Origin of the sequence: Marinobacterium halophilum (assembly GCF_003014615.1) — a bacterium.
GTDB classification, from domain to species: Bacteria; Pseudomonadota; Gammaproteobacteria; order Pseudomonadales; family Balneatricaceae; genus Marinobacterium; species Marinobacterium halophilum.
The window spans coordinates 32,598-50,386 of record NZ_PYGI01000023.1 but is presented as its reverse complement, the minus strand read 5'-3'; the positions used below and the strand labels follow the sequence as shown (position 1 = coordinate 50,386).

19 protein-coding genes are annotated in these 17,789 nt (G+C 55.2%); 15 read left to right on the top strand and 4 right to left on the bottom strand.

Annotation, left to right across the window (positions count from 1 at the left end; all coding sequences use genetic code 11):
• From qhpC to CLV44_RS15010, 6 genes are all read left to right on the top strand, one after another.
• Positions 1-324: a quinohemoprotein amine dehydrogenase subunit gamma gene (qhpC, locus tag CLV44_RS15035; RefSeq protein ID WP_106592942.1), complete on the top strand. Its 324-nt coding sequence runs from the start codon at positions 1-3 to the stop codon at positions 322-324.
• Positions 325-336: 12 nt separating this feature from the next.
• Complete coding sequence (gene peaD / locus CLV44_RS15030; RefSeq protein WP_106592941.1) at positions 337-1,455, top strand: quinohemoprotein amine dehydrogenase subunit beta; 1,119 nt, start codon at positions 337-339, stop codon at positions 1,453-1,455.
• A gap of 102 nt (positions 1,456-1,557) precedes the next feature.
• Positions 1,558-3,285 (top strand): ABC transporter ATP-binding protein, encoded by a 1,728-nt coding sequence (locus tag CLV44_RS15025; protein WP_106592940.1) that lies wholly within the window; start codon positions 1,558-1,560, stop codon positions 3,283-3,285.
• Positions 3,275-3,961, top strand: coding sequence for a subtilisin-like serine protease QhpE (qhpE, locus tag CLV44_RS15020; protein WP_106592939.1), 687 nt, complete (start codon positions 3,275-3,277; stop codon positions 3,959-3,961). The genes CLV44_RS15025 and qhpE overlap by 11 nt, the downstream gene beginning before the upstream one ends.
• A complete protein-coding gene (gene qhpG, locus CLV44_RS15015; protein WP_106592938.1) occupies positions 3,954-5,279 on the top strand; it encodes a flavin-dependent monooxygenase QhpG in 1,326 nt (441 codons plus the stop codon). Before qhpE ends, qhpG begins: the two co-directional genes overlap by 8 nt.
• A gap of 90 nt (positions 5,280-5,369) precedes the next feature.
• A complete protein-coding gene (locus CLV44_RS15010; RefSeq protein ID WP_170069367.1) occupies positions 5,370-6,359 on the top strand; it encodes an alpha/beta hydrolase in 990 nt (329 codons plus the stop codon).
• Here CLV44_RS15010 and CLV44_RS15005 read toward each other — a convergent pair.
• Positions 6,314-7,015 (bottom strand): tRNA (adenine(22)-N(1))-methyltransferase, encoded by a 702-nt coding sequence (locus CLV44_RS15005; RefSeq protein ID WP_106592936.1) that lies wholly within the window; start codon positions 7,013-7,015, stop codon positions 6,314-6,316. The genes CLV44_RS15010 and CLV44_RS15005 overlap by 46 nt on opposite strands.
• A gap of 177 nt (positions 7,016-7,192) precedes the next feature.
• On the opposite strand from CLV44_RS15005, the gene CLV44_RS15000 reads away from it, so the two are divergent.
• Positions 7,193-8,149 (top strand): hypothetical protein, encoded by a 957-nt coding sequence (locus CLV44_RS15000; protein ID WP_106592935.1) that lies wholly within the window; start codon positions 7,193-7,195, stop codon positions 8,147-8,149.
• A gap of 47 nt (positions 8,150-8,196) precedes the next feature.
• Here the strand turns inward: CLV44_RS15000 and CLV44_RS14995 are convergent, their stop codons facing one another.
• Entirely contained in the window at positions 8,197-8,751 is a 555-nt protein-coding gene (locus CLV44_RS14995) for a rhodanese-like domain-containing protein (RefSeq protein WP_106592934.1), read from the bottom strand.
• Positions 8,752-8,773: 22 nt separating this feature from the next.
• Complete coding sequence (locus tag CLV44_RS14990; RefSeq protein WP_106592933.1) at positions 8,774-9,202, bottom strand: DsrE family protein; 429 nt, start codon at positions 9,200-9,202, stop codon at positions 8,774-8,776.
• Positions 9,203-9,424: 222 nt separating this feature from the next.
• Between CLV44_RS14990 and CLV44_RS14985 the strand changes: the two genes are divergently transcribed.
• The 5 genes from CLV44_RS14985 to CLV44_RS14965 all read left to right on the top strand — a co-directional run bounded on the left by CLV44_RS14985 (position 9,425) and on the right by CLV44_RS14965 (position 14,195).
• A complete protein-coding gene (locus CLV44_RS14985; protein ID WP_106592932.1) occupies positions 9,425-9,883 on the top strand; it encodes a hypothetical protein in 459 nt (152 codons plus the stop codon).
• Between the two features lie 52 nt (positions 9,884-9,935).
• On the top strand, positions 9,936-10,661 hold the full coding sequence (gene sfsA / locus CLV44_RS14980; RefSeq protein ID WP_106592931.1) for a DNA/RNA nuclease SfsA: 726 nt from the start codon (positions 9,936-9,938) through the stop codon (positions 10,659-10,661).
• Positions 10,662-10,862: 201 nt separating this feature from the next.
• Positions 10,863-11,687 carry a phosphate/phosphite/phosphonate ABC transporter substrate-binding protein gene (locus tag CLV44_RS14975; RefSeq protein ID WP_106592930.1) on the top strand — a complete coding sequence of 275 codons (825 nt, stop codon included), beginning with the start codon at positions 10,863-10,865 and terminating at the stop codon, positions 11,685-11,687.
• 23 nt (positions 11,688-11,710) lie between these two features.
• The gene (locus CLV44_RS14970) at positions 11,711-12,973 is read left to right on the top strand and encodes a GGDEF domain-containing protein (RefSeq protein ID WP_106592929.1); all 1,263 of its coding nucleotides are present in this window, start codon (positions 11,711-11,713) and stop codon (positions 12,971-12,973) included.
• Positions 12,974-13,052: 79 nt separating this feature from the next.
• Entirely contained in the window at positions 13,053-14,195 is a 1,143-nt protein-coding gene (locus tag CLV44_RS14965) for a sterol desaturase family protein (protein WP_106592928.1), read from the top strand.
• A 49-nt stretch (positions 14,196-14,244) separates the two neighbouring features.
• On the opposite strand, the gene CLV44_RS14960 is transcribed toward CLV44_RS14965, so the two are convergent.
• Positions 14,245-14,796 (bottom strand): cysteine hydrolase family protein, encoded by a 552-nt coding sequence (locus tag CLV44_RS14960; RefSeq protein WP_106592927.1) that lies wholly within the window; start codon positions 14,794-14,796, stop codon positions 14,245-14,247.
• A 93-nt stretch (positions 14,797-14,889) separates the two neighbouring features.
• Between CLV44_RS14960 and CLV44_RS14955 the strand changes: the two genes are divergently transcribed.
• From CLV44_RS14955 to CLV44_RS14945, 3 genes are all read left to right on the top strand, one after another.
• The gene (locus CLV44_RS14955; protein WP_106592926.1) at positions 14,890-15,873 is read left to right on the top strand and encodes a GlxA family transcriptional regulator; all 984 of its coding nucleotides are present in this window, start codon (positions 14,890-14,892) and stop codon (positions 15,871-15,873) included.
• 73 nt (positions 15,874-15,946) lie between these two features.
• Positions 15,947-16,552, top strand: a complete 606-nt coding sequence (locus CLV44_RS14950) for a DUF2238 domain-containing protein (RefSeq protein ID WP_106592925.1) — start codon at positions 15,947-15,949, stop codon at positions 16,550-16,552.
• Positions 16,553-16,755: 203 nt separating this feature from the next.
• A complete protein-coding gene (locus CLV44_RS14945) occupies positions 16,756-17,772 on the top strand; it encodes an amino acid ABC transporter substrate-binding protein (protein ID WP_245912705.1) in 1,017 nt (338 codons plus the stop codon).
• Positions 17,773-17,789 lie beyond the last annotated feature (17 nt).

Below are 17,789 nucleotides of genomic sequence, written 5' to 3'. Positions count from 1 at the left end.
ATGAAACACCTGAAATCTCTGAACAAAAAAGCACAGTTGATCAACAAGGCCATCAGCCCGGAAGAAGTGGAAGATGTGGTGGCCATGCAGACCGTTGTTGGCTGCACCGCGACAACTGACCCGGGTTGGGAACTGGACCCCTTTGGTGGTCTGGGCTCACTCTGCCAGCCGATGGAGTCCGACCTCTACGGTTGTGCCGATGCCTGCTGGTGGCCGGCGCAGGTGCCGGACACCATGAACACCTACCCGAACTGGGGTGAAGGTGTGGCGAAAGCCGATAAGGACTGGCGCAAGCTGGACGGTATTTTCGAGGATGCAGAGTAAGGGAATTTGGTGATGAAACTGAATAAACTGTTTAAATCGGCCGGACTGGTCGGCTCGCTGGCGCTGGGCAGTGTGTTGTCGGCGGTGGCTCCGGCGGCGATGGCAGATCAAGAATACCTGCTGACCGTCACCCGTCCCAACCAGCTGCATGTGATCGACATGGAGACCAACAAGGTTGCCCGCACCTGTGATATTCCGGGTGACTTCGGGTCCGGTATCATGTCGGTACATCCCGACGGCACCCACGTGTTCATCCTGGGGCACAACTGGGAAGACGTATACGGCTTTGATATCCGTACCTGTGAAGTGACTTTCCATGCGGCACAATCCACACCGACGTTGCAGGTGAAGAGTTACCAGTCACTGGCGGTCAGTGCGGATGGCAAGGAACTGTATACCGTACAGAACCCGACTCGGAAACACCGTGACCGTTTCGAAGTGCTGGAACCGCGTCTGGCGGTCTTCAACATCGCAGACGGCATGGGTGCCGAACCGGTACGTACCTTTCCAGTGGACCGTCGCATTACCAAGATTGTTGCGACTGAAACCGGTGAAGTGGTACTCGGTGGGGCTGACTTGAAAGCGATCAACCCGCAGACCGGTGAAACCCGCATTGTTACGAAGCTGGCCAACTGGGAACGCGGTCCGCAGTGGCTTCCGCCTGATGCATTTGCCATGCACAGCCAGGGCAACCAGTCCAACGAGTACATCATGCCGTACTCCACGGCGAAGTTTACCGACGATACCATGAACTTCGAAACCGCTGAATGGTGGTGGGGCATGGCGCGTGTTGATCTGGAGACGGGTAAAGTCGAGCGTCGTGAGATCTTCCCGTTCGAGTTCATCATCTTCAACTTTGTCAGTGATCCGCGTAACAACGATATCCTGTACGGCAGCTTCAACACGCTGTCCAAGCATGATATCAGCCAACAGAAGACACTGGCTGTGAAGGAGATGCCGCACACCTACTACACCATCAATATCTCCGGTGATGGTGAAACCCTCTACGTGGGCGGTACCAGTAGTGATATCTCGATCCATGACTCCGAGACTCTGGACAAGATCGGTTCAATCCAGCTGACTGGTGACATGAGCACGGCCGATATGCGGGTAGCCACCATCAAGGACTGATATCTGGCTGAGTCTTGTAATCGGGTATAGTCAACGGGAGGTGCCGGCAACGGGCCTCCCGTTTTTGTCGTCTGGTATTGAAATACGGCTGAGGAATTCAACATGCTAAACTGGCTGGTACGCGCCATTCATGCGCCCGACCGCACCCAGCTGGAACGCGGTTTCCACTGGTTATACAGCTTCGTCAAACCGCAGCGGCGGGCCATCATCGGCCTGCTGGGGTTATCGTTCATTGGCTCTGCACTGGTGCTGCTACAACCCTGGCTGACCAAGCTGCTGATCGACGATGGGTTACTGGCCAAAGACTACGGCATGCTGATCCAGATGGCGATCGCCATGGTGTTGGTGGGCGTGTTCAGTACGGCACTTGCCGGCCTTAATCGTTATCTGCACACGCAGCTGTCTGGCCGCATCCTGTTTGCTCTGCGCACCGACCTGTATGCGCACCTGCAACGGCTGTCGCCGTCGTTTTTCGGTCAGCGCCGGATTGGTGATCTGCTGTCCCGCATCGATGGGGATGTGGCGGCGATCCAGCGTTTTGCCGTGGACAGCCTGTTCTCGGCGGTGAGCAGCATTATAGGGTTGGTCGGGGCGCTGGTACTGCTGGTTGCGCTGTCCTGGCAGCTGTCACTGCTGGTACTGGTGCTGATTCCACTGGAAATTGTCTGGCTGCGCTGGATGCGGCGCAAGGTGGAACTGCGCACCCGCGAAATGCGTGAACGCTCGGCGGATCTGTCCAGCTTTCTGGTGGAAACCTTGCCCGCGATTAAGTTTATCCAGTCCAGTGGTCAGGAAGCGCGCGAACGTACCCGGCTGGGCGGTCTTAACGACAATTATCTGGACAAGCTGTTGCAACTGCAGGTGACTGAATTCTTTACCCATGCCATTCCCGGCACTTTGACTTCAATCACACGTGCCAGTGCGTTCCTGATCGGTGGTTGGTGGGTGATACAAGGGCAGTGGCAGCTGGGTTCACTGATCGCATTTTCCACGTATCTGGGGATGGCGACAGGGCCGGTGAACAGCTTGCTTGGTCTGTATGTCGCGATCCAGCGGATGAGTGTCAGTCTTAACCGGGTCAGTGAACTGCGGCTGACCGATGCCGAGATCGATTCACCAGCGCAGCCCAAGCCGCTGCCGCAGCCGCTACAGGGTGAGTTGACGCTGCAGGGCGTCAGTTTTGCTTATGAAGGACGGGAGCCGGTGCTGAGTCAAGTCAGTGTGGTATTGCCGGCGGGACAAAAGATCGCCTTGGCCGGTGCTTCAGGTGCGGGTAAATCAACACTGATCGACCTGCTGCAGCGTCACTACGATCCTCAGGCAGGGCAGGTGTTGCTTGATGGTGTGGATATTCGTGAGTTGGGGCTGGCGGACTTGCGCCGCAGCGTGGCAGTCGTGTCTCAGGAGATCACGTTGTTCAGGGGTTCGCTGGCGGACAATCTGCGCTATGCCTGCCCAACAGCCAGCGACGAACAGGTGCGTGAAGCGGCTCGCGAGGCACAGCTGGATGCGTTGATCGATTACCTGCCGCAGGGGCTGGATACGCCTCTGGGTGAACGTGGTCAGCAGCTCTCCGGTGGGCAGAAACAGCGTATTGCCATCGCTCGTGCGCTGTTGCAGCAGCCGGCGGTACTGGTGCTGGATGAGGCAACCTCGGCAGTGGATGAGGCCACCGAACAGCAGGTAATTGCGGCGGTGGACCGGCTGTTTGCTGGCCGTACCCGTATTCTGATCAGCCATCGACCCTCAACACTGGCGGGGGCTGATCATCGGTTGTTGTTGCAAAATGGCCATCTGAGCACCATGGAGGAGGTTAGCCGTGTCGACTGATGTTGTCCGTATCGGCGTGGTGGATTCCGGGCATGGAGTTGCACAGAAGGTGACCGGCAGTGCCGCCTTTGCGGTGGAAGAGGGACAGCTCTGGTTAGCGGATGCGGTGCCGGATCAGCTCGGCCACGGCAGCCGCATTATCGAGATTATCCAGACACTGGCACCGGACGCTGAAGTGCTGTCGGCCCAAGTGTTTCATGACCGTTTCACCACTACAGCAGCGCAGGTGGCGGCGGCCATCGATTGGCTGGTGGAGGAGGGTGCACAGCTGATCAATTTAAGCTTGGGGCTACGTCAGGATCGAGAGTCGTTGCGTGAGGCCTGTGCCCGTGCGCGCAAACGGGGGGTAATTCTGTGTGCGGCCAGCCCGGCACGGGGCGAGCCGGTGTATCCCTCGGCATATTCCGGTGTTTTTCGCATGACCGGTGATGCCCGCTGTTCGCGCACCGAAATCACCCACCTGGATACCGAATTTGCCGATTTCGGTGCCTGTGTGCGGCCGCTGGATGAGACGCCGGGGCAGTCGGGTGCCAGTTTAGGCTGTGCCCATCTGAGCGCACATCTGGCGGGTTACCTGCGAGATGCGGACCAGCCACGGGTGAGTGCTGCCCGCGCATGGCTAATTGAACGATCCTGTTATCAAGGGCCGGAACAGAGAGGGGTGGTGGATGCGTGAGTCGGACATTTTGGTGCTGGGCGGCGGTCCGGCCGGTGGCGCGGTGGCCATCGGTTTGAGCCGTTTAGGCTATCGCGTGACGTTGGTGAGTGAGCCGCGCCCCTTCGATGCTGTGGAGGGAATCTCCGAGCGCGTCATTCAAGGCATGCAAGGGGCCGGTTTCGGCTTTGCGCTCAGCGCAATGGCTGAGCCTTCACCCCGGCAGGTAACCTGGAACGGTGTCACCAACGCCGCCAACACCGAGCGGCTGGTAACCCGTCAACGTTTTGATCAGGCGCTGCTGCTGGATCTGGCCCGGCAGGGGGTGCAGGTGATACAGGGGCGGATACAGAGCTGTCATGCCATGAAGACAGGCTATCAGGCTGAGGTCGCGTTGTCTGCAGGTGGGCAGGAGCAGATATATGGCGATTTTCTGGTTGAGGCCCGTGGTCGTGCAGCTCCAGCTGCGGGGGTGCCGCGGATCAAGGGCACGCAGACGGTTTCATTGCTGCAATACTGGCAGGGCGCGCATGCGGTGCCGTGCACAGCGGTACAGAGCTTTGCCGATGGCTGGGCCTGGTTGGCGATGCGGGCGGACGGTCGGCGCTATCTACAGCTGACGCTGGACGTGGCCAGCGTTGCCTTGCCACCCAAGCGGCAGCTGGGCGACTGGTGCCGCGAGCGGTTGCAGCAACTGGAGCAGGCGCAGCCCTTTATCGAAGGTGCCGAACCGGTCGGCGAAGTTTACGCCCGCACCAGCACACCGGTGCTGTGTGAGCAGAGCGCCGGTCACAACTGGATACGGGTCGGTGATGCAGCAATGGCGGTCGACCCGCTGTCCGGTAACGGTATCTTTCAGGCACTATCATCCGCCTTGCAGGCTCCGGCGGTGGTTAATACCTTGATCCGTCACCCCGAACGGGCAGAACTGGCCAGGCAATTTCATGAGGCCCGTATCGAAGGGCTGTTTTACCGCTTTGCCCGTATTGGCCGTGACTTTTACGCTCAGGAATCGCAATGGCCGGATACACCCTTTTGGCAGGCCCGTCGCCAGTGGCCAGACAGGCAGCCCATGCATCTTGAAATTACACCCGACCAGGTCACAACCGCCATGCGGCCAGTCGTTCAGGACGGGGTGATCATTGAGGCACCAGTGGTGGTTACGCCAGATCAGCCACTGGGTATCTGGCACCTGAATGGCCTGCCGCTGGCCCCGTTGCTGGACGCCATTCGTTCCGAGCCCGGTACTTTGCCTGCAGCGGTGCTGGCTCGCACGGTCGGTATCGATAAGGGGGCTTTGTTGGCGCAGTGGATGCAACAGCAGAGGTGGGTATACTGAGACCACTTTAAAAACAACAGGGACGCTGGGTTCATGATTAAACTTTTGCTGGCTTTCTTTTTTGGAGTAGGCCTGGCGGTTTTAGCCTTCATGGCGAAGCCTCTTCTCGCACCGCCCCCTCCATCTGTGCACGTCAGTGCCGAGGCGGCGCAGGCCGCCGTAGCGACTCGCAAGCTGTTGGCGCCGCATATGATCGAGCTGATGACGGCCGATATTACTGTTAAACGTTCGATCATTGATCAGTATTTTTACGCTCCCAAGATCAATGAGGCGCGACAGCTGTATCCGGTGACGGAATCGGTGCTGGAAATTGATGGCGTATATACGGAAGTATTTACCCCGGCCGAGGGCATCCCCCCACAGAATGCTCACCGGGTGCTGATCAATCTCCATGGCGGGGGTTTTGCTCTGGGGGCGCGAACCGAAGGGCGGCTCGAATCGATTCCGGTTGCCAGTGTGGCAGGCATAAGGGTGATCAGTATCGATTACCGCCAAGGACCGGAACATCGGTTCCCGGCTGCGAGTGAAGATGTTGCCAAGGTTTACCGCCACTTGCTGCAAACCTATACACCCGAGCAGATCGGCATCTTCGGCTGCTCGGCTGGCGGATTGCTGACGGCACAGTCGGTTGCCTGGTTTAATGCACACGGCCTGCCCACACCGGGTGCTGTGGGGATTTTCTGTGCCGGTGCCGGAAAATTTGGTACGGGGGATGCGGGTGTGATTGCTGATACGTTTGGCAGTAGCATCGGCGTTGATGATGACTTCGCCTATTTTGCGCAGGCGGATTGGAATAGCGCGCTGGTCGCGCCTCAGGAACACCCCAATGTGCTGGAGCGTTTCCCGCCAACGCTACTGATTACCAGCACACGGGATTTTGCCATGAGTTCGACACTGGTAACACACCAGCGTCTGGTCGAGGCTGGGGTCGACGCGGAACTGCATGTGTATGAGGGACTCGGTCACTACTTTTTCGCGGACACCGGGCTGCCGGAATCACGGCATGTGTTTGATGTGATTGCCCGCTTTTTTGATCAAGAATTGGCTGCTGCCGAACCCTTGATGCCAACGGCACGGTAGGCATCGATAATGTGCTGGACGTCTTTCTGTCGGCCTTGTTGTACACGCTGGTAATGGTTCAGAGTACGGCGTAGATACTGTTCGGCAATACGCGTCTGTGCAGGTGTGTCGGCATGCCAGATGTGGTCGCCGGCAGTACTGACGCTCGGCAGGGTGGGATCAGCCTGTGCCGAGCCGGTAACCAACAGGATCTCATAGAAACGCTGCTTGTCCTGTACCAGAGCCTCTTCAATCCGCTTGAAATCGTGTCGGATGAGCAGCTGTCGTAACCTGAACGGGTGGTAAACAGGGCATAACAGATAGTCGATGTCAGCGTGGGGGTGGCGTCGATGGATCTGGTCGACACAATCAGTCATTAATTCGCCCCCGACACCGGCAATAATGACCAAGTGCTTGCCCGAATGGTCCTCCAGCGGCAGTTGTGCCATATCCATGCAATGCGTCTGCCAAAGGCTTGTTGGGTAGTGTTGCCGCAGGCGTGTGTCCAGGGCATCTATCAGTTCGGGTACCACGTCGACAAAATGAATACAGGCTGTGCGCTGTTCGGTCAGTAGTGCCGCGCCCAGATAGCCGTGGTCACAGCAACAGTCCCAGATATGGGTATAGCCTGCCTCGGCCATCGATAGGATCTGCTGTAATCGCTTGCTGAGTTTCACGCAATAGCCTGCCCGGTTGATGTCATGACGGTGTATTTGCGGCCATTGTAAAACCGCTGTGGCCGAACTGCACCTGTCCGTCTCTGTCGTTTTACGTCGCTATGATCGCCTGCTCGGTAGTCAGCCGAAAATGAAACAGGGTATAGTCGCAGCTTTACGCATTCGGAACCTTTTGTGATGCAAGTGAATCGTGCCAGCAGCATACTGGGAGCGTTGTTTTTGCAGGCCTGCATGTTGTTGCTGTTGCTCGGTATCGCATCAGCCGTGCAGGCCAGCGTGGCGGTGACGCTGGAAGAAGGTGTGTCGCGTTATACCGTTCCTGACCGCAACGTTTGGCATCGACTGGTGGAGCCGCTGGATGATCCTTCCCATTTGGCGTTGTTGGACGCATTCGAGAGATCCAGAGCAGCCGAGGCGTCTCTGGTCGGACAGCGTGGCCCGGTTATCGCCCGGCTTGAGTTGAGCCATGTGGGACAGGCGAATGAGCAATGGTATCTGTTGTTCAATGCCAACTATATAGATCAAGGCGTTGCCTACTGGAAACCCGAAGCCGGCCCGCCGGTGGCGCTGGAGGAATTCTCACAACTGAACGACGAACGGACGCCGCGTTTGCTCCATTATCAGGCGATCAGTTTGCCGTTGGTACCCGGCGATAGGGGCGAGATACTGATCTATGTGAACGCCCGCCATTATGCCGATCCCTTCGCAATAGAACTGATGAACCAGAATGACTTCGTGCAGTATCAGTTCGTGGTGAATAGCGGCAGCATTGCTGCAATTTCGGTCATGATGACGCTAACTCTGCTCGCGCTGATACTGTTCTGGCGTACCCGCTACTGGGTCACGCTGGCCTGTGCCGGTTATATTGGCTTACATGCGTTGGGCTGGGCGGCATCGTCAGGGTTACTTGATGACCTGTTCGACTGGACGCGCTGGAATACAACCTATGCAGGAATGTTGCTGTTTCCGTTTGCGATTGCCTGTGCAAGCCAATTCACCCGATTGTTGTTTAATGACCACAAAAATCATCACCGGATCGCGCTCTATTTGAACCTGTTGAGCATGAGCACATTGTATGCGCACAAACAGGGTAAGCAACGTGCGCGTAGGGAAATGCTGACACATGTGTCATAGCCATACAGCGCCCCTGCCATTGCAGGAGGGGCGCTGTATTCAGGACCTTAGCGATCCACGCGATGGATCTTGTCCGGATTCGGTTTGGCTTGCCAGGGCAGGCTGGAGTTCTGCCAACCGTTCTGAATACGGAACCCTTTCTTATCTCCTTCCTTCACGCTACTGCCCTGAAAGCCGTTGATGACATAGCGTGCGTTTTTGAAGCCGTTCTCAATCAGGTAATTGGCGCTGGGTAAGCCACGCTCGCTGCCAGAACGGCACAGGGTAATAATGGTGGCGTTGTGATCAAGACCGCGTGCTTCCAGTGCCTGTTCAACTTGCTGGATGAACTTCGGATTCTGGTACAGGCGGAAACGATTCTTGTCGCTGTCCCATTGGGTGCGGTCGACCATCAGATAAGGAATGTTCAGATCAACACTGTCGGTAAAGCCGATGAACATGATCTCGACTGGGTCGCGCACATCGATAAACAGCACCTGTTCGTCCTGTTGTACCAGATCATAAGTGGCTTGGGGGGTGATGCCGACTTCGCTGGCCTGAGCAGGCATAACGGTGGCCATCAGCGCAGCTGACACGACGATTGATGAAAGCAGTTTTTTCATGGGATCTCTCCTGGTGTTCTGATCAGAAATTGAATACACGCAGGTGATCATCGATCATCTGATCAGCAATGGCGGGTGGTTTGGCGACGCCAACACCGTCACGCAAGTCGGATGCAGCGTGTTCGCTGTTGGGAAGATAGAGGGCACATACGTTGATTGTTGCACCCCCTTTTTGCAATTTGGACATTAGCTGTTCTGGTGTGACATTTTTGGGTTTGAGCGGTGTGCTGGTTGTGTTCTTGAGGGCAAGATCACCAGCTTGGTCGCACAGCAATACATCCACTTGAGTCCCTTTGGCCTGCATGGTGTTGGCCAACACCATCGCCATGCCTTGCGTTTGCACAGAGCCGCTGTTGACGATCACGAGGGCTTTATCGATAGCATCTGCCTGAACGCCGGTGGCAATGAGAGCGGAGTAGAGTGCAATGGATGCGAAGAAACGGTCTTTCATGTAGAACCCCCATAGAATAAGCTTATATTCAATTAGAATAAACTAATATTAATTGTGTGTGAAGTCGGTCTGGCGATATCGGGTGCCCTGTGGGGGAGGGCGACAGGCGTTCATGGGCTCGGAAATGCGAAGGGATTCGTTATACAATTCAGCCCGGCCGCTGCCTGCTGTATGAACCGCAGGGCATGACGGCGTGCAACGTCAACAGTACCCGAGGACATGATGAGCCTGATCTGGAATGAAAGTGTGGGTGTGAACCCGTTTGCTGCGATAGCAGGGGATGCAACGGAATGCCGTTTCCATTACGCAGAGTCGGCTGCAACCAATGATACGTTGGTCAAAGATGCCTTCGAGGAGTGCTTGGCAATGGCGATCTCGTATCTGAATGCCAACGTCAAAAACGAATCGCTCTATTTCATCGTGGCATGGGATCCAACCACTTCGGTGGTGAATGTGGTCGTCACCGATGATCAAAAACAGAATGATGCCCATGATGTCGTGACCTGCCGCTTTGCTGCGCTGAATGAGGCCAAGGCAGATCAATCGTCTTCTTTGCAGCAGTATTCGGACACGGTCAAGTTTTGGATAAAAGACTATTTGTCTACCAACGGCCCTTTCATGCACTATTCGTTGGTGGCGTTGTATACCGATGGCACCCGAGCCGACACCTGCATTCTGTAGTGTCGGCGGGCTGTTTAATCTGGTCTGTCCGCTGTTCTGTTCAGGAGTTGATGTGAACTTCGATCCCCCCCTTGAAACCGTTACCCTGTTACGCCGTTACAAGCGTTTTCTGGCCGATGTTCGGCGCGCTGATGGCAGCGAGATGACCGTGCATTGCCCCAACACTGGCTCGATGAAGAACTGTGTGCTGGATGGCGAGCAGCCGGCACTGGTTTCGGATAGCGCTAACCCAAAGCGCAAGTATCGGTACACCCTGGAAGCCTTGCAGGTGGCGCATGGTCATTGGGCGGGTGTGAACACCAGTCGCACCAATGCTCTGGTGGAGGAAGCGGTGCGGGGCGGGTGGATTCCTGAGTTATCGCCTGCCAGTGGTGTGGAGCGAGAGGTCACGTACGGCGATAGCCGTTTCGATCTTGCGCTGGGGCCGCGTAACGACCCCCATACGTATATTGAAGTGAAAAATGTCACGCTGGGTCCAGGCCCGGAAGATGTGGATGATGGTGTGATCGCCTTTCCGGATTCGGTAACCGTGCGGGGGCAAAAACATCTGACTACCTTGATGCAGGTGGTGGCATCCGGCAAACGGGCGGTGCTGTTCTTTTGTGTACAGCACACGGGCGCAACAGCGGCCCGACCGGCTGATGAAATTGATGCGCGTTATGGTCAGTTGCTGCGTGAGGCTATTGCCAGCGGAGTACAGGTACTGGCTTGGAAAGTGGATGTGTCGCCGCACCGATTCGAGCTGCAATCTGAGGTGCCGGTGTTGCTGTCGAGTTAGGACTGATACACCTGAGATAACAGAATACTGCTGCTTTTTTCATACAGGTCAAAGGAAGCAGCGTATTCTTCGGTTTCTGCTGTCACCAGTGGTATTTTTTTGTCAAAATGAATGTTCAGTAATTATTCAGGTGATGATCGGTACGCAAGGTATTGGTCTCGTTACAGCCTGTGAATAGCCCCCATCTTCGAGAAGCAGTACATGAAGTATATTCTGACTCTCTTTTGCATGTTATTTCTCCTGCCTGTTGCTACCGCGAATGCCAATGAGCGCAAGAGCTACACTATCGGCGTAGTGCCGCAATATGAGCAGCGCAAACTGTTTGATATCTGGCAGCCGATCATCACGGCCCTGGAGCAGGAGCTGGATTTCAACCTGGAGCTGATCGGCAGTCCAAAGATTCCAGTGTTTGAGAAAAAATTTCTGGCTGGCGAATATGATTTTGCCTACATGAATCCGTACCACCTGCTTAAGGCCAATGAATCCCAGGGGTATATTCCGCTGGTGCGTGATACCCGACAGTTGAAGGGTATTCTGGTGGTCAAGAAAGACAGCCCGTATCAGCAGGTGAGTGATCTGGATAAAAAGATTATCGCCTTTCCTTCACCCAATGCGCTGGGGGCTTCACTGCTGATGCGGGCGGACTTGAATACGCTGCTGCAGTTGGAGTTTTTCCCTCGTTATGTGCAGACGCACAGTTCCGTGTATTTGAATGTGGCGTTAGGTCAAACCGCAGCCGGTGGTGGCGTGTTGGGTACCCTGAAGCAACAACCGCCCGAGTTGCGTGAGCGTTTGCGTGTTATTTACGAGACCAGAGGCATGAACCCGCACCCGCTATCGGCGCATCCGCGTGTGCCTGAAGCCGACCGTGAAGCATTTCAGCGTGCTTGGCTGAAGCTGGCAGCGACGGCAGGGGGGAAGCAGTTAATGTCACGTATTCCAATGCCCCAGCCTGTAAAGGCAGAGCTGCAGGATTATGACGCCATGCATGCATGGGGTCTGGATGATTTTTATATCCTTGAGTAATACGCAGTTGTAGGACGTTGTACATGGGATTACGTACCAAATTTACCTTGCTGCTGGTTGTGCTTGCCTGCAGTTTTATGGCCTATATCCATTATTTGGTGATACCGCCAGTGGGTGAACGGGCGCTGGGAATTGCCGAGAGTGGCCATCGGGCGCATTTACAGCTGACAGCCGAAGCGATCACGCCGTCCCTGCTGGAAAGTGACCTGGCCAAAGTCTATGAGCTGCTCAATGCGATTCGGTATGACAACCCGAGCTGGCGCCAAGTTGAGCTATACAGCCCCGGGGGGGCGCGTCTTTACCCCCTGGCTGAGCATGTCGACTTTACTGATGATATTCCTATCCTGATTCTGGAAGCGCCGGTTGGATTCCTGAAACCGCCGATTGCCAATCTGGTGGTCAGTGTGGATATGAGTAGCAGTATTGGCATCGCGCAGGAGCTCGAAGCATCATTATTACTGGCGTTGGGGCTGCTGCTGCTGGTGTTGCTGGTTGTAGTTTGGTGCGAAGTCGAATGGTTGATTCGGCGTCCCTTGGCGCAGATGGTGTTGGCTGCCCGCAAATTGATCAAGGGCGACTTTCATGCCGCCTTACCGCTGCGCAACAGCGACGAGATCGGTGAGTTGGCCGGTGCGTTTGCAGATATGCGTGCCGTGATGGAGCGCCACCATATTGATGTGGCGGCCGAACTGGAACAGCAGCGCGCGCATGCAAGGCTGTTACAACTGGAAAAGTTGCGGGCGGAATTTGATGCCACGCATGATGTGTTGACCGGACTGCTGAACCGCCGAGAGCTGGAGCGGCAGGTATCGATTGCGCTGGATCAGGTGCAGGCGGACCCGAGTAAACGCTATGCCTTGCTGTTCATCGATCTTGACCATTTCAAGGCAGTTAATGACAGTTGTGGACACTTGGCAGGTGATCAATTGCTATGTGAGATCACCAGTGTCATGCGCCGACGCATTCGTGAACAAGATGTGTTTGCGCGTATGGGGGGGGATGAATTTGCCATTCTGCTGCCGAGATGTGACGTGAAGGCGGGTGCCCGCATTGCTCACGATGTGTGTTGGTCGGTATTCCAATACTGTTTTGAATATGACCAGCAGATATTCCGCATTGGTAGCAGTATCGGATTGACAGAGTTGACTGCTAACAGCATGGGGGTCGAACAGGTTATCGTCGAGGCTGATGCGGCCTGTTACAAGGCCAAGCGAAAGGGACGCAACCGTGTTGAACTGGCGGATCATTTGGAATGTGCCGGTATTGCGCCGATCGGCAAGGATTGAAACAGGGCTTTCGTTTTTCTGAGCAGAGCACTTATCATAGGGCCTTTGTTGAATCATGGAATGATAAGGCCAGCTTTGTATGAAAGATGATTATGTCTATCGTGAACGTCATGTTGAACCGGATCTGCAGCGAGCGTTCCGTTTGGGTGAAGGTAAAATCAGTGGCTATTGCTCACTGTTTCTAGGTGCGCTGAGCTTGCTGGCTGTGTATGCCTACCTTTATCCTGCCTACCTGACCACGCTTGAATTGCGTCAGGCCTATGATGCCGAGCTGCTGCAGCAGGTGTTGAAATATGGCATGTATTTTTCACTGCTGTTCGGCGTACTAACTTTCTATTTCAACCGTTACAAGCGCTTGGGTGCAGCGGGCATCGGTTTGACCCTGCTGGGGTTTGCGCTTGGCGGTTATTCCATTCCCATTGGCAATGTTGAACCGCAGCGGCTGTCGCTGGGGGCTGATTGGTTGATCCTGGCATTTCTGGGGTCCACGCTGGTGTTCATGACGCTGGAGAAGCTATTCCCCAAATACCCGGGACAGGTGATCCTGCGGTCGGAATGGGGTGTAGACCTGGTCTACTTCTGTTTCAATCATCTAATGATTTCGGCGATTCTGATTTACGCCAACTATCACGCCAGTCACTTCGATTGGGCCATCAGCCCGGCTGTGCAGGAAACGGTAAGGTCGGCACCGGTATGGCTGCAAGTGGCTCTGATTATCCTGTGTGCCGATTTCGTGCTGTACTGCGAGCATCGACTGTTTCACGAAGTACGTTCACTCTGGCCGATTCATGCGGTACATCACTCGGTCGAGGATTTGGATTGGCTGGCCGGTTCGCGGGGGCATTTCATTCAAGTGTTCTCGGAGCGGGCACTGGTGATGATTCCTCTCTATTTGCTGGGGGCTGACGAGACAGCACTGAATATCTACGTTACCTTCGCTGCATTACAGGCGATTTTGATTCACTGCAACCTGCGTATTCCGTTCGGACCGATCAAATTTGTGCTGGTGACGCCGCAGTTTCATCACTGGCACCACAGTTCGGAAGCCCCTGCCATCGATACCAACTATGGTGCACATACGGTGATTTTTGATCGCTTGTTTGGTACCTACCATATGCCGCTGAATTATTGGCCCGCTGAATATGGCACGACCGTGCGTTTGCCGCGCGGCTATGTGGCGCAGATTCTCTATCCGTTCAAAAAACTGCTGCAGCGCAAGTGACCAAGCGTGGCCGGTGTGCGGGACCCTGTCCGCCTCACCGGCGTGTACATTACCCGCGTGACAGGAATGTATCGGTGCTGATGACGTCTGCATAGGCAAAAGCCAATGCAGCCATGAAGGCGGCATGTACCTGTGCAGCGGGTACCTGTACGCCGTTGAACTCTGCATCCAGCGTGGCGCAGGCGTCGTGGAGTACGGTGTTGGCGTAGCCCAAATCCCCGGCTGCGCGGGTGATCGCATCGATACAGATATGGCTCATGGCACCGACAATCACCAGCTCGGTGATCTGTTCACGTTGCAGCAAGGCCTGCAATTCAGTCCCCTTGAAACTGTTCACTTCGTTCTTGAGAATCTGGAACTCGCCATCCGCAGGGCGCAGGTCAGCATGAATGTTGGCACCTTCGCTGCCTGGTACAAAGAACGGTGCGTCGTTGGACGGAAACTCATGACGTACATGAATGACCGGCTGCTGGCGCTCACGAAAGGTGGCAAGCACTTTGGCCGTATTAGCGGCAGCCGTTTCGATACCGGTTAATGTCCATTTGCCCTGCGGGAAGTAGTCGTTCTGCATATCGACGATAATCAGCGCGGTCTTGCTCATGTGAGTCTCCTGTTAGGTTAGTGCTGATTATCCTAACGCGGCCTGTTAGTCTGAGCTGGTGGCAATACTGACAATAAAAAGGCAAAAACTGACATGTCGCAGACTATCAATGTCGCTATTTTGATGATCCCGGGCACAGCACTGTCCGCGGTCTACGGGTTGATCGACCTGTTCCAGAGTGCCAATCGCATATTGAATGAGCTACAGCATGCACCTGACCTTACGTTCAGCATCAGCCGCTGGCAGCTGGACGCGGGGCAGGTGATCGCCGTTGATGCGGATGCATGTTCGCCTTCGCTGGTGATTGTGCCGCCGGTACTGGACGGGCAGTTGTATCTGGAACCACAGCCGGCCATCAGTTCCCGGTTGAATAGTTGGCATCAGCAGGGGGCCGTTATCAGCTCGGCCTGTGCCGGTGCGTTTCTGTTGGCACAGGCCGGCCTGCTGGAGGGGCGTCGCGCTACGACACACTGGCAACTGGAGGGCGCATTCCGGTACGCGTTTCCCGATGTCGAGCTCGATACCGATGCGTTACTGCTGGTGGATTCTGACCTGGTAACGGCCGGTGGCGTCATGTCCTGGGTGGACCTTGGGCTGCATTTGATCGGTCGCTATGTGCCGCCAACGGTGGTGCAGGCGCTGGGCCGGTTTTTGCTGGTGGACACCGGTGTGCGGCAGCAAAGCTACTATCGGAGCTTCATACCGGTACTGGATCATAACGATCGTGCCATTCTGCACGTGCAGCACCATATTCATCGTATCTACGCCCAGCCGTTGAACGTGGCACAGATGGCCGCAAAGGCCGCATTGACCGAACGCACCTTTATCCGGCGCTTCCAGAAGGCAACAGGGCTGAGACCGGCGGAATATCTGCAACAACAGCGGGTTCACAAGGCGCGAGAAAAACTCGAAAACACGGCGACAACGGTGGAGCAGGTGGCCTGGCAAGTCGGCTATGAGGATGTTAGTGCGTTTCGCCGGATGTTTCAGAAACAGACAGGACTGACACCGAGTCAATACCGAGAGCGTTTTGCCGGAGGAGGACAACATGAATTCGGGTTGCACTCCTGGCGATGATGAATGTTTGGCATTCAGTGCCAATACCTCCTACCTTTGAAGCAATCATCATCGTTGACTGAAGGAACTGCCAATGCGGACGGCACTCTGGCTTATTACGTTCATGCTGTTCTTTGTATGGTCTGCGTACCAGCCGGCTGATCGTCTCACCTGGTATCTGGAAGTACTGCCAGCAGTGCTGGTGCTTGGCGTGCTGGCGGCAACCCGCCACCGCATGCCCTTGACGCCGCTTGTTTATCAATTGTTGTTGGTTCACTGCATCATCTTGATGATCGGCGGCCACTATACCTATGCCGGTGTTCCACTGTTTGATTATCTGCGGGACCTTACCGGCGGTTCACGCAACAACTATGACAAACTGGGGCATTTTGCCCAGGGCTTTGTGCCGGCGTTGGTGGCCCGTGAGCTGATTATCCGCTGGCAGTTGATCAACGGTCGTGGATGGCAGGTTTTTTTCATATTGTGTTTCTGTTTGGCGGTCAGTGCGTTTTATGAGCTGCTTGAATGGTGGGTGGCGCTGATTTCGGCGACTGCGGCTGAATCTTTCCTGGGGACGCAAGGCTATGTGTGGGATACGCAATCGGATATGGCCTGGGCGCTGTTTGGTGCGATGATGGCATTGACCCTGCTGAGCTCCCAACAGGATGCGCAGCTCAAAAGGCTTGGATTCAGCGACTAATACGGTACTGTGCGAACGCGAAGTTTCATGCGAACGGTGATACATTTGATATAACTGCTGTGGATACGCATGAAGTACCACATAATATCGACTCTTTATCATGTTTTGTGTGTAAAAGTAATGACGTGTTTTGGGTATTTGAATGCCATGTGCCCTGACCTCGTCGGCACGTGTCCAGGTAGGTTTTGATACAGGAGTTCCCCATGTTGGATACACATATTCGCAAAATATTGCTGACTATGCTGTGTATCACCCAGCTGTCTGTGCCTTATGTTTGGGCGGGTACTCTGCAGGATGTACTGCGTCACGGCGATATTCGTTGTGGGGTTTTTCCGGATGATCCCGGTCGCAGTGCGATTGATCTGGAAGGCAATTGGTACGGGTTCTATGTAGATTTCTGTCGTGCAACCGCCGCAGCGTTATTTGGTAACCCAGATCGGGTGCAATATGTTGAAGTAGATGCCACCACTCGCTTTACCACACTTCAGCAACGTCAAACCGATACGGTCATGTATAGCACGACCTGGACAATGGACCGCGAGAACCGCTATCAAGTTGCTTTTCCAGCCGTTTACCTGTTCGACAGTCAGGATATTATGGTACGTGCGCACTCCGGCATTCAACAGCTGGCGGACCTGCAGGGTAAAACCATTTGTGTAACGGAAAATACGTCGACCCACCTTACGTTGCGCAGTATGCTGATGCAGCAGAAGATCAACGCGCAGATCCAGTTTACCAACGGTGACAGCTTCTTCCGTGGTCACTGTGATGCGTACACCGCTGACCGAATGAATCTGGCAGTCAATCGTGCCAATCGTGCCGATAACCCCAGTGAATACAAACTATTGTCTGTTCACCTGTCACGAGAGCCTATTGGCCCCATGGTGCGGAATGATGATCCCGAATGGGAACGGGTGATACGGGCGGTCGTGCATGGCCTCATTCTGGCGGATGAGAAGGGCATTACCCAGGCCAATGTGGGCACGATACGGGAGCAGAGTTTGGATCCGGAAGTCCTCAGCTTGTTGGGACGTCGTGGCACATTCGGGCCTCAGCTGGGGCTGCGTGATGACTGGGCTTATAAAATGTTGTCCAGCGTCGGTAATTACAGCGAGATCTATCAGCGTCACTATGGTCCCGGTACTGCCATTGATATAGCGCCGGGTATGAACAAACCGTGGTCCCGCGGTGGGCTGTTGTTTGCGCCATTATTTCGCTAATGCCTTTAGAGACCTGT

Bases quoted from the DNA above. Each gene is read 5' to 3' on its own strand.
- CLV44_RS14970 (WP_106592929.1), top strand. From the start codon at position 11,711: ATGGGATTACGTACCAAATTTACCTTGCTGCTGGTTGTGCTTGCCTGC.
- CLV44_RS15010 (WP_170069367.1), top strand. From the start codon at position 5,370: ATGGCGAAGCCTCTTCTCGCACCGCCCCCTCCATCTGTGCACGTCAGT.
- CLV44_RS15025 (WP_106592940.1), top strand. From the start codon at position 1,558: ATGCTAAACTGGCTGGTACGCGCCATTCATGCGCCCGACCGCACCCAG.
- CLV44_RS14975 (WP_106592930.1), top strand. From the start codon at position 10,863: ATGAAGTATATTCTGACTCTCTTTTGCATGTTATTTCTCCTGCCTGTT.
- CLV44_RS14990 (WP_106592933.1), bottom strand. From the start codon at position 9,202: ATGAAAGACCGTTTCTTCGCATCCATTGCACTCTACTCCGCTCTCATT.
- CLV44_RS14965 (WP_106592928.1), top strand. From the start codon at position 13,053: ATGAAAGATGATTATGTCTATCGTGAACGTCATGTTGAACCGGATCTG.
- CLV44_RS14960 (WP_106592927.1), bottom strand. From the start codon at position 14,796: ATGAGCAAGACCGCGCTGATTATCGTCGATATGCAGAACGACTACTTC.
- qhpG (WP_106592938.1), top strand. From the start codon at position 3,954: ATGCGTGAGTCGGACATTTTGGTGCTGGGCGGCGGTCCGGCCGGTGGC.
- CLV44_RS14945 (WP_245912705.1), top strand. From the start codon at position 16,756: ATGTTGGATACACATATTCGCAAAATATTGCTGACTATGCTGTGTATC.
- CLV44_RS14985 (WP_106592932.1), top strand. From the start codon at position 9,425: ATGAGCCTGATCTGGAATGAAAGTGTGGGTGTGAACCCGTTTGCTGCG.
- CLV44_RS15000 (WP_106592935.1), top strand. From the start codon at position 7,193: ATGCAAGTGAATCGTGCCAGCAGCATACTGGGAGCGTTGTTTTTGCAG.
- qhpC (WP_106592942.1), top strand. From the start codon at position 1: ATGAAACACCTGAAATCTCTGAACAAAAAAGCACAGTTGATCAACAAG.
- CLV44_RS14955 (WP_106592926.1), top strand. From the start codon at position 14,890: ATGTCGCAGACTATCAATGTCGCTATTTTGATGATCCCGGGCACAGCA.
- CLV44_RS14950 (WP_106592925.1), top strand. From the start codon at position 15,947: ATGCGGACGGCACTCTGGCTTATTACGTTCATGCTGTTCTTTGTATGG.
- CLV44_RS14995 (WP_106592934.1), bottom strand. From the start codon at position 8,751: ATGAAAAAACTGCTTTCATCAATCGTCGTGTCAGCTGCGCTGATGGCC.
- peaD (WP_106592941.1), top strand. From the start codon at position 337: ATGAAACTGAATAAACTGTTTAAATCGGCCGGACTGGTCGGCTCGCTG.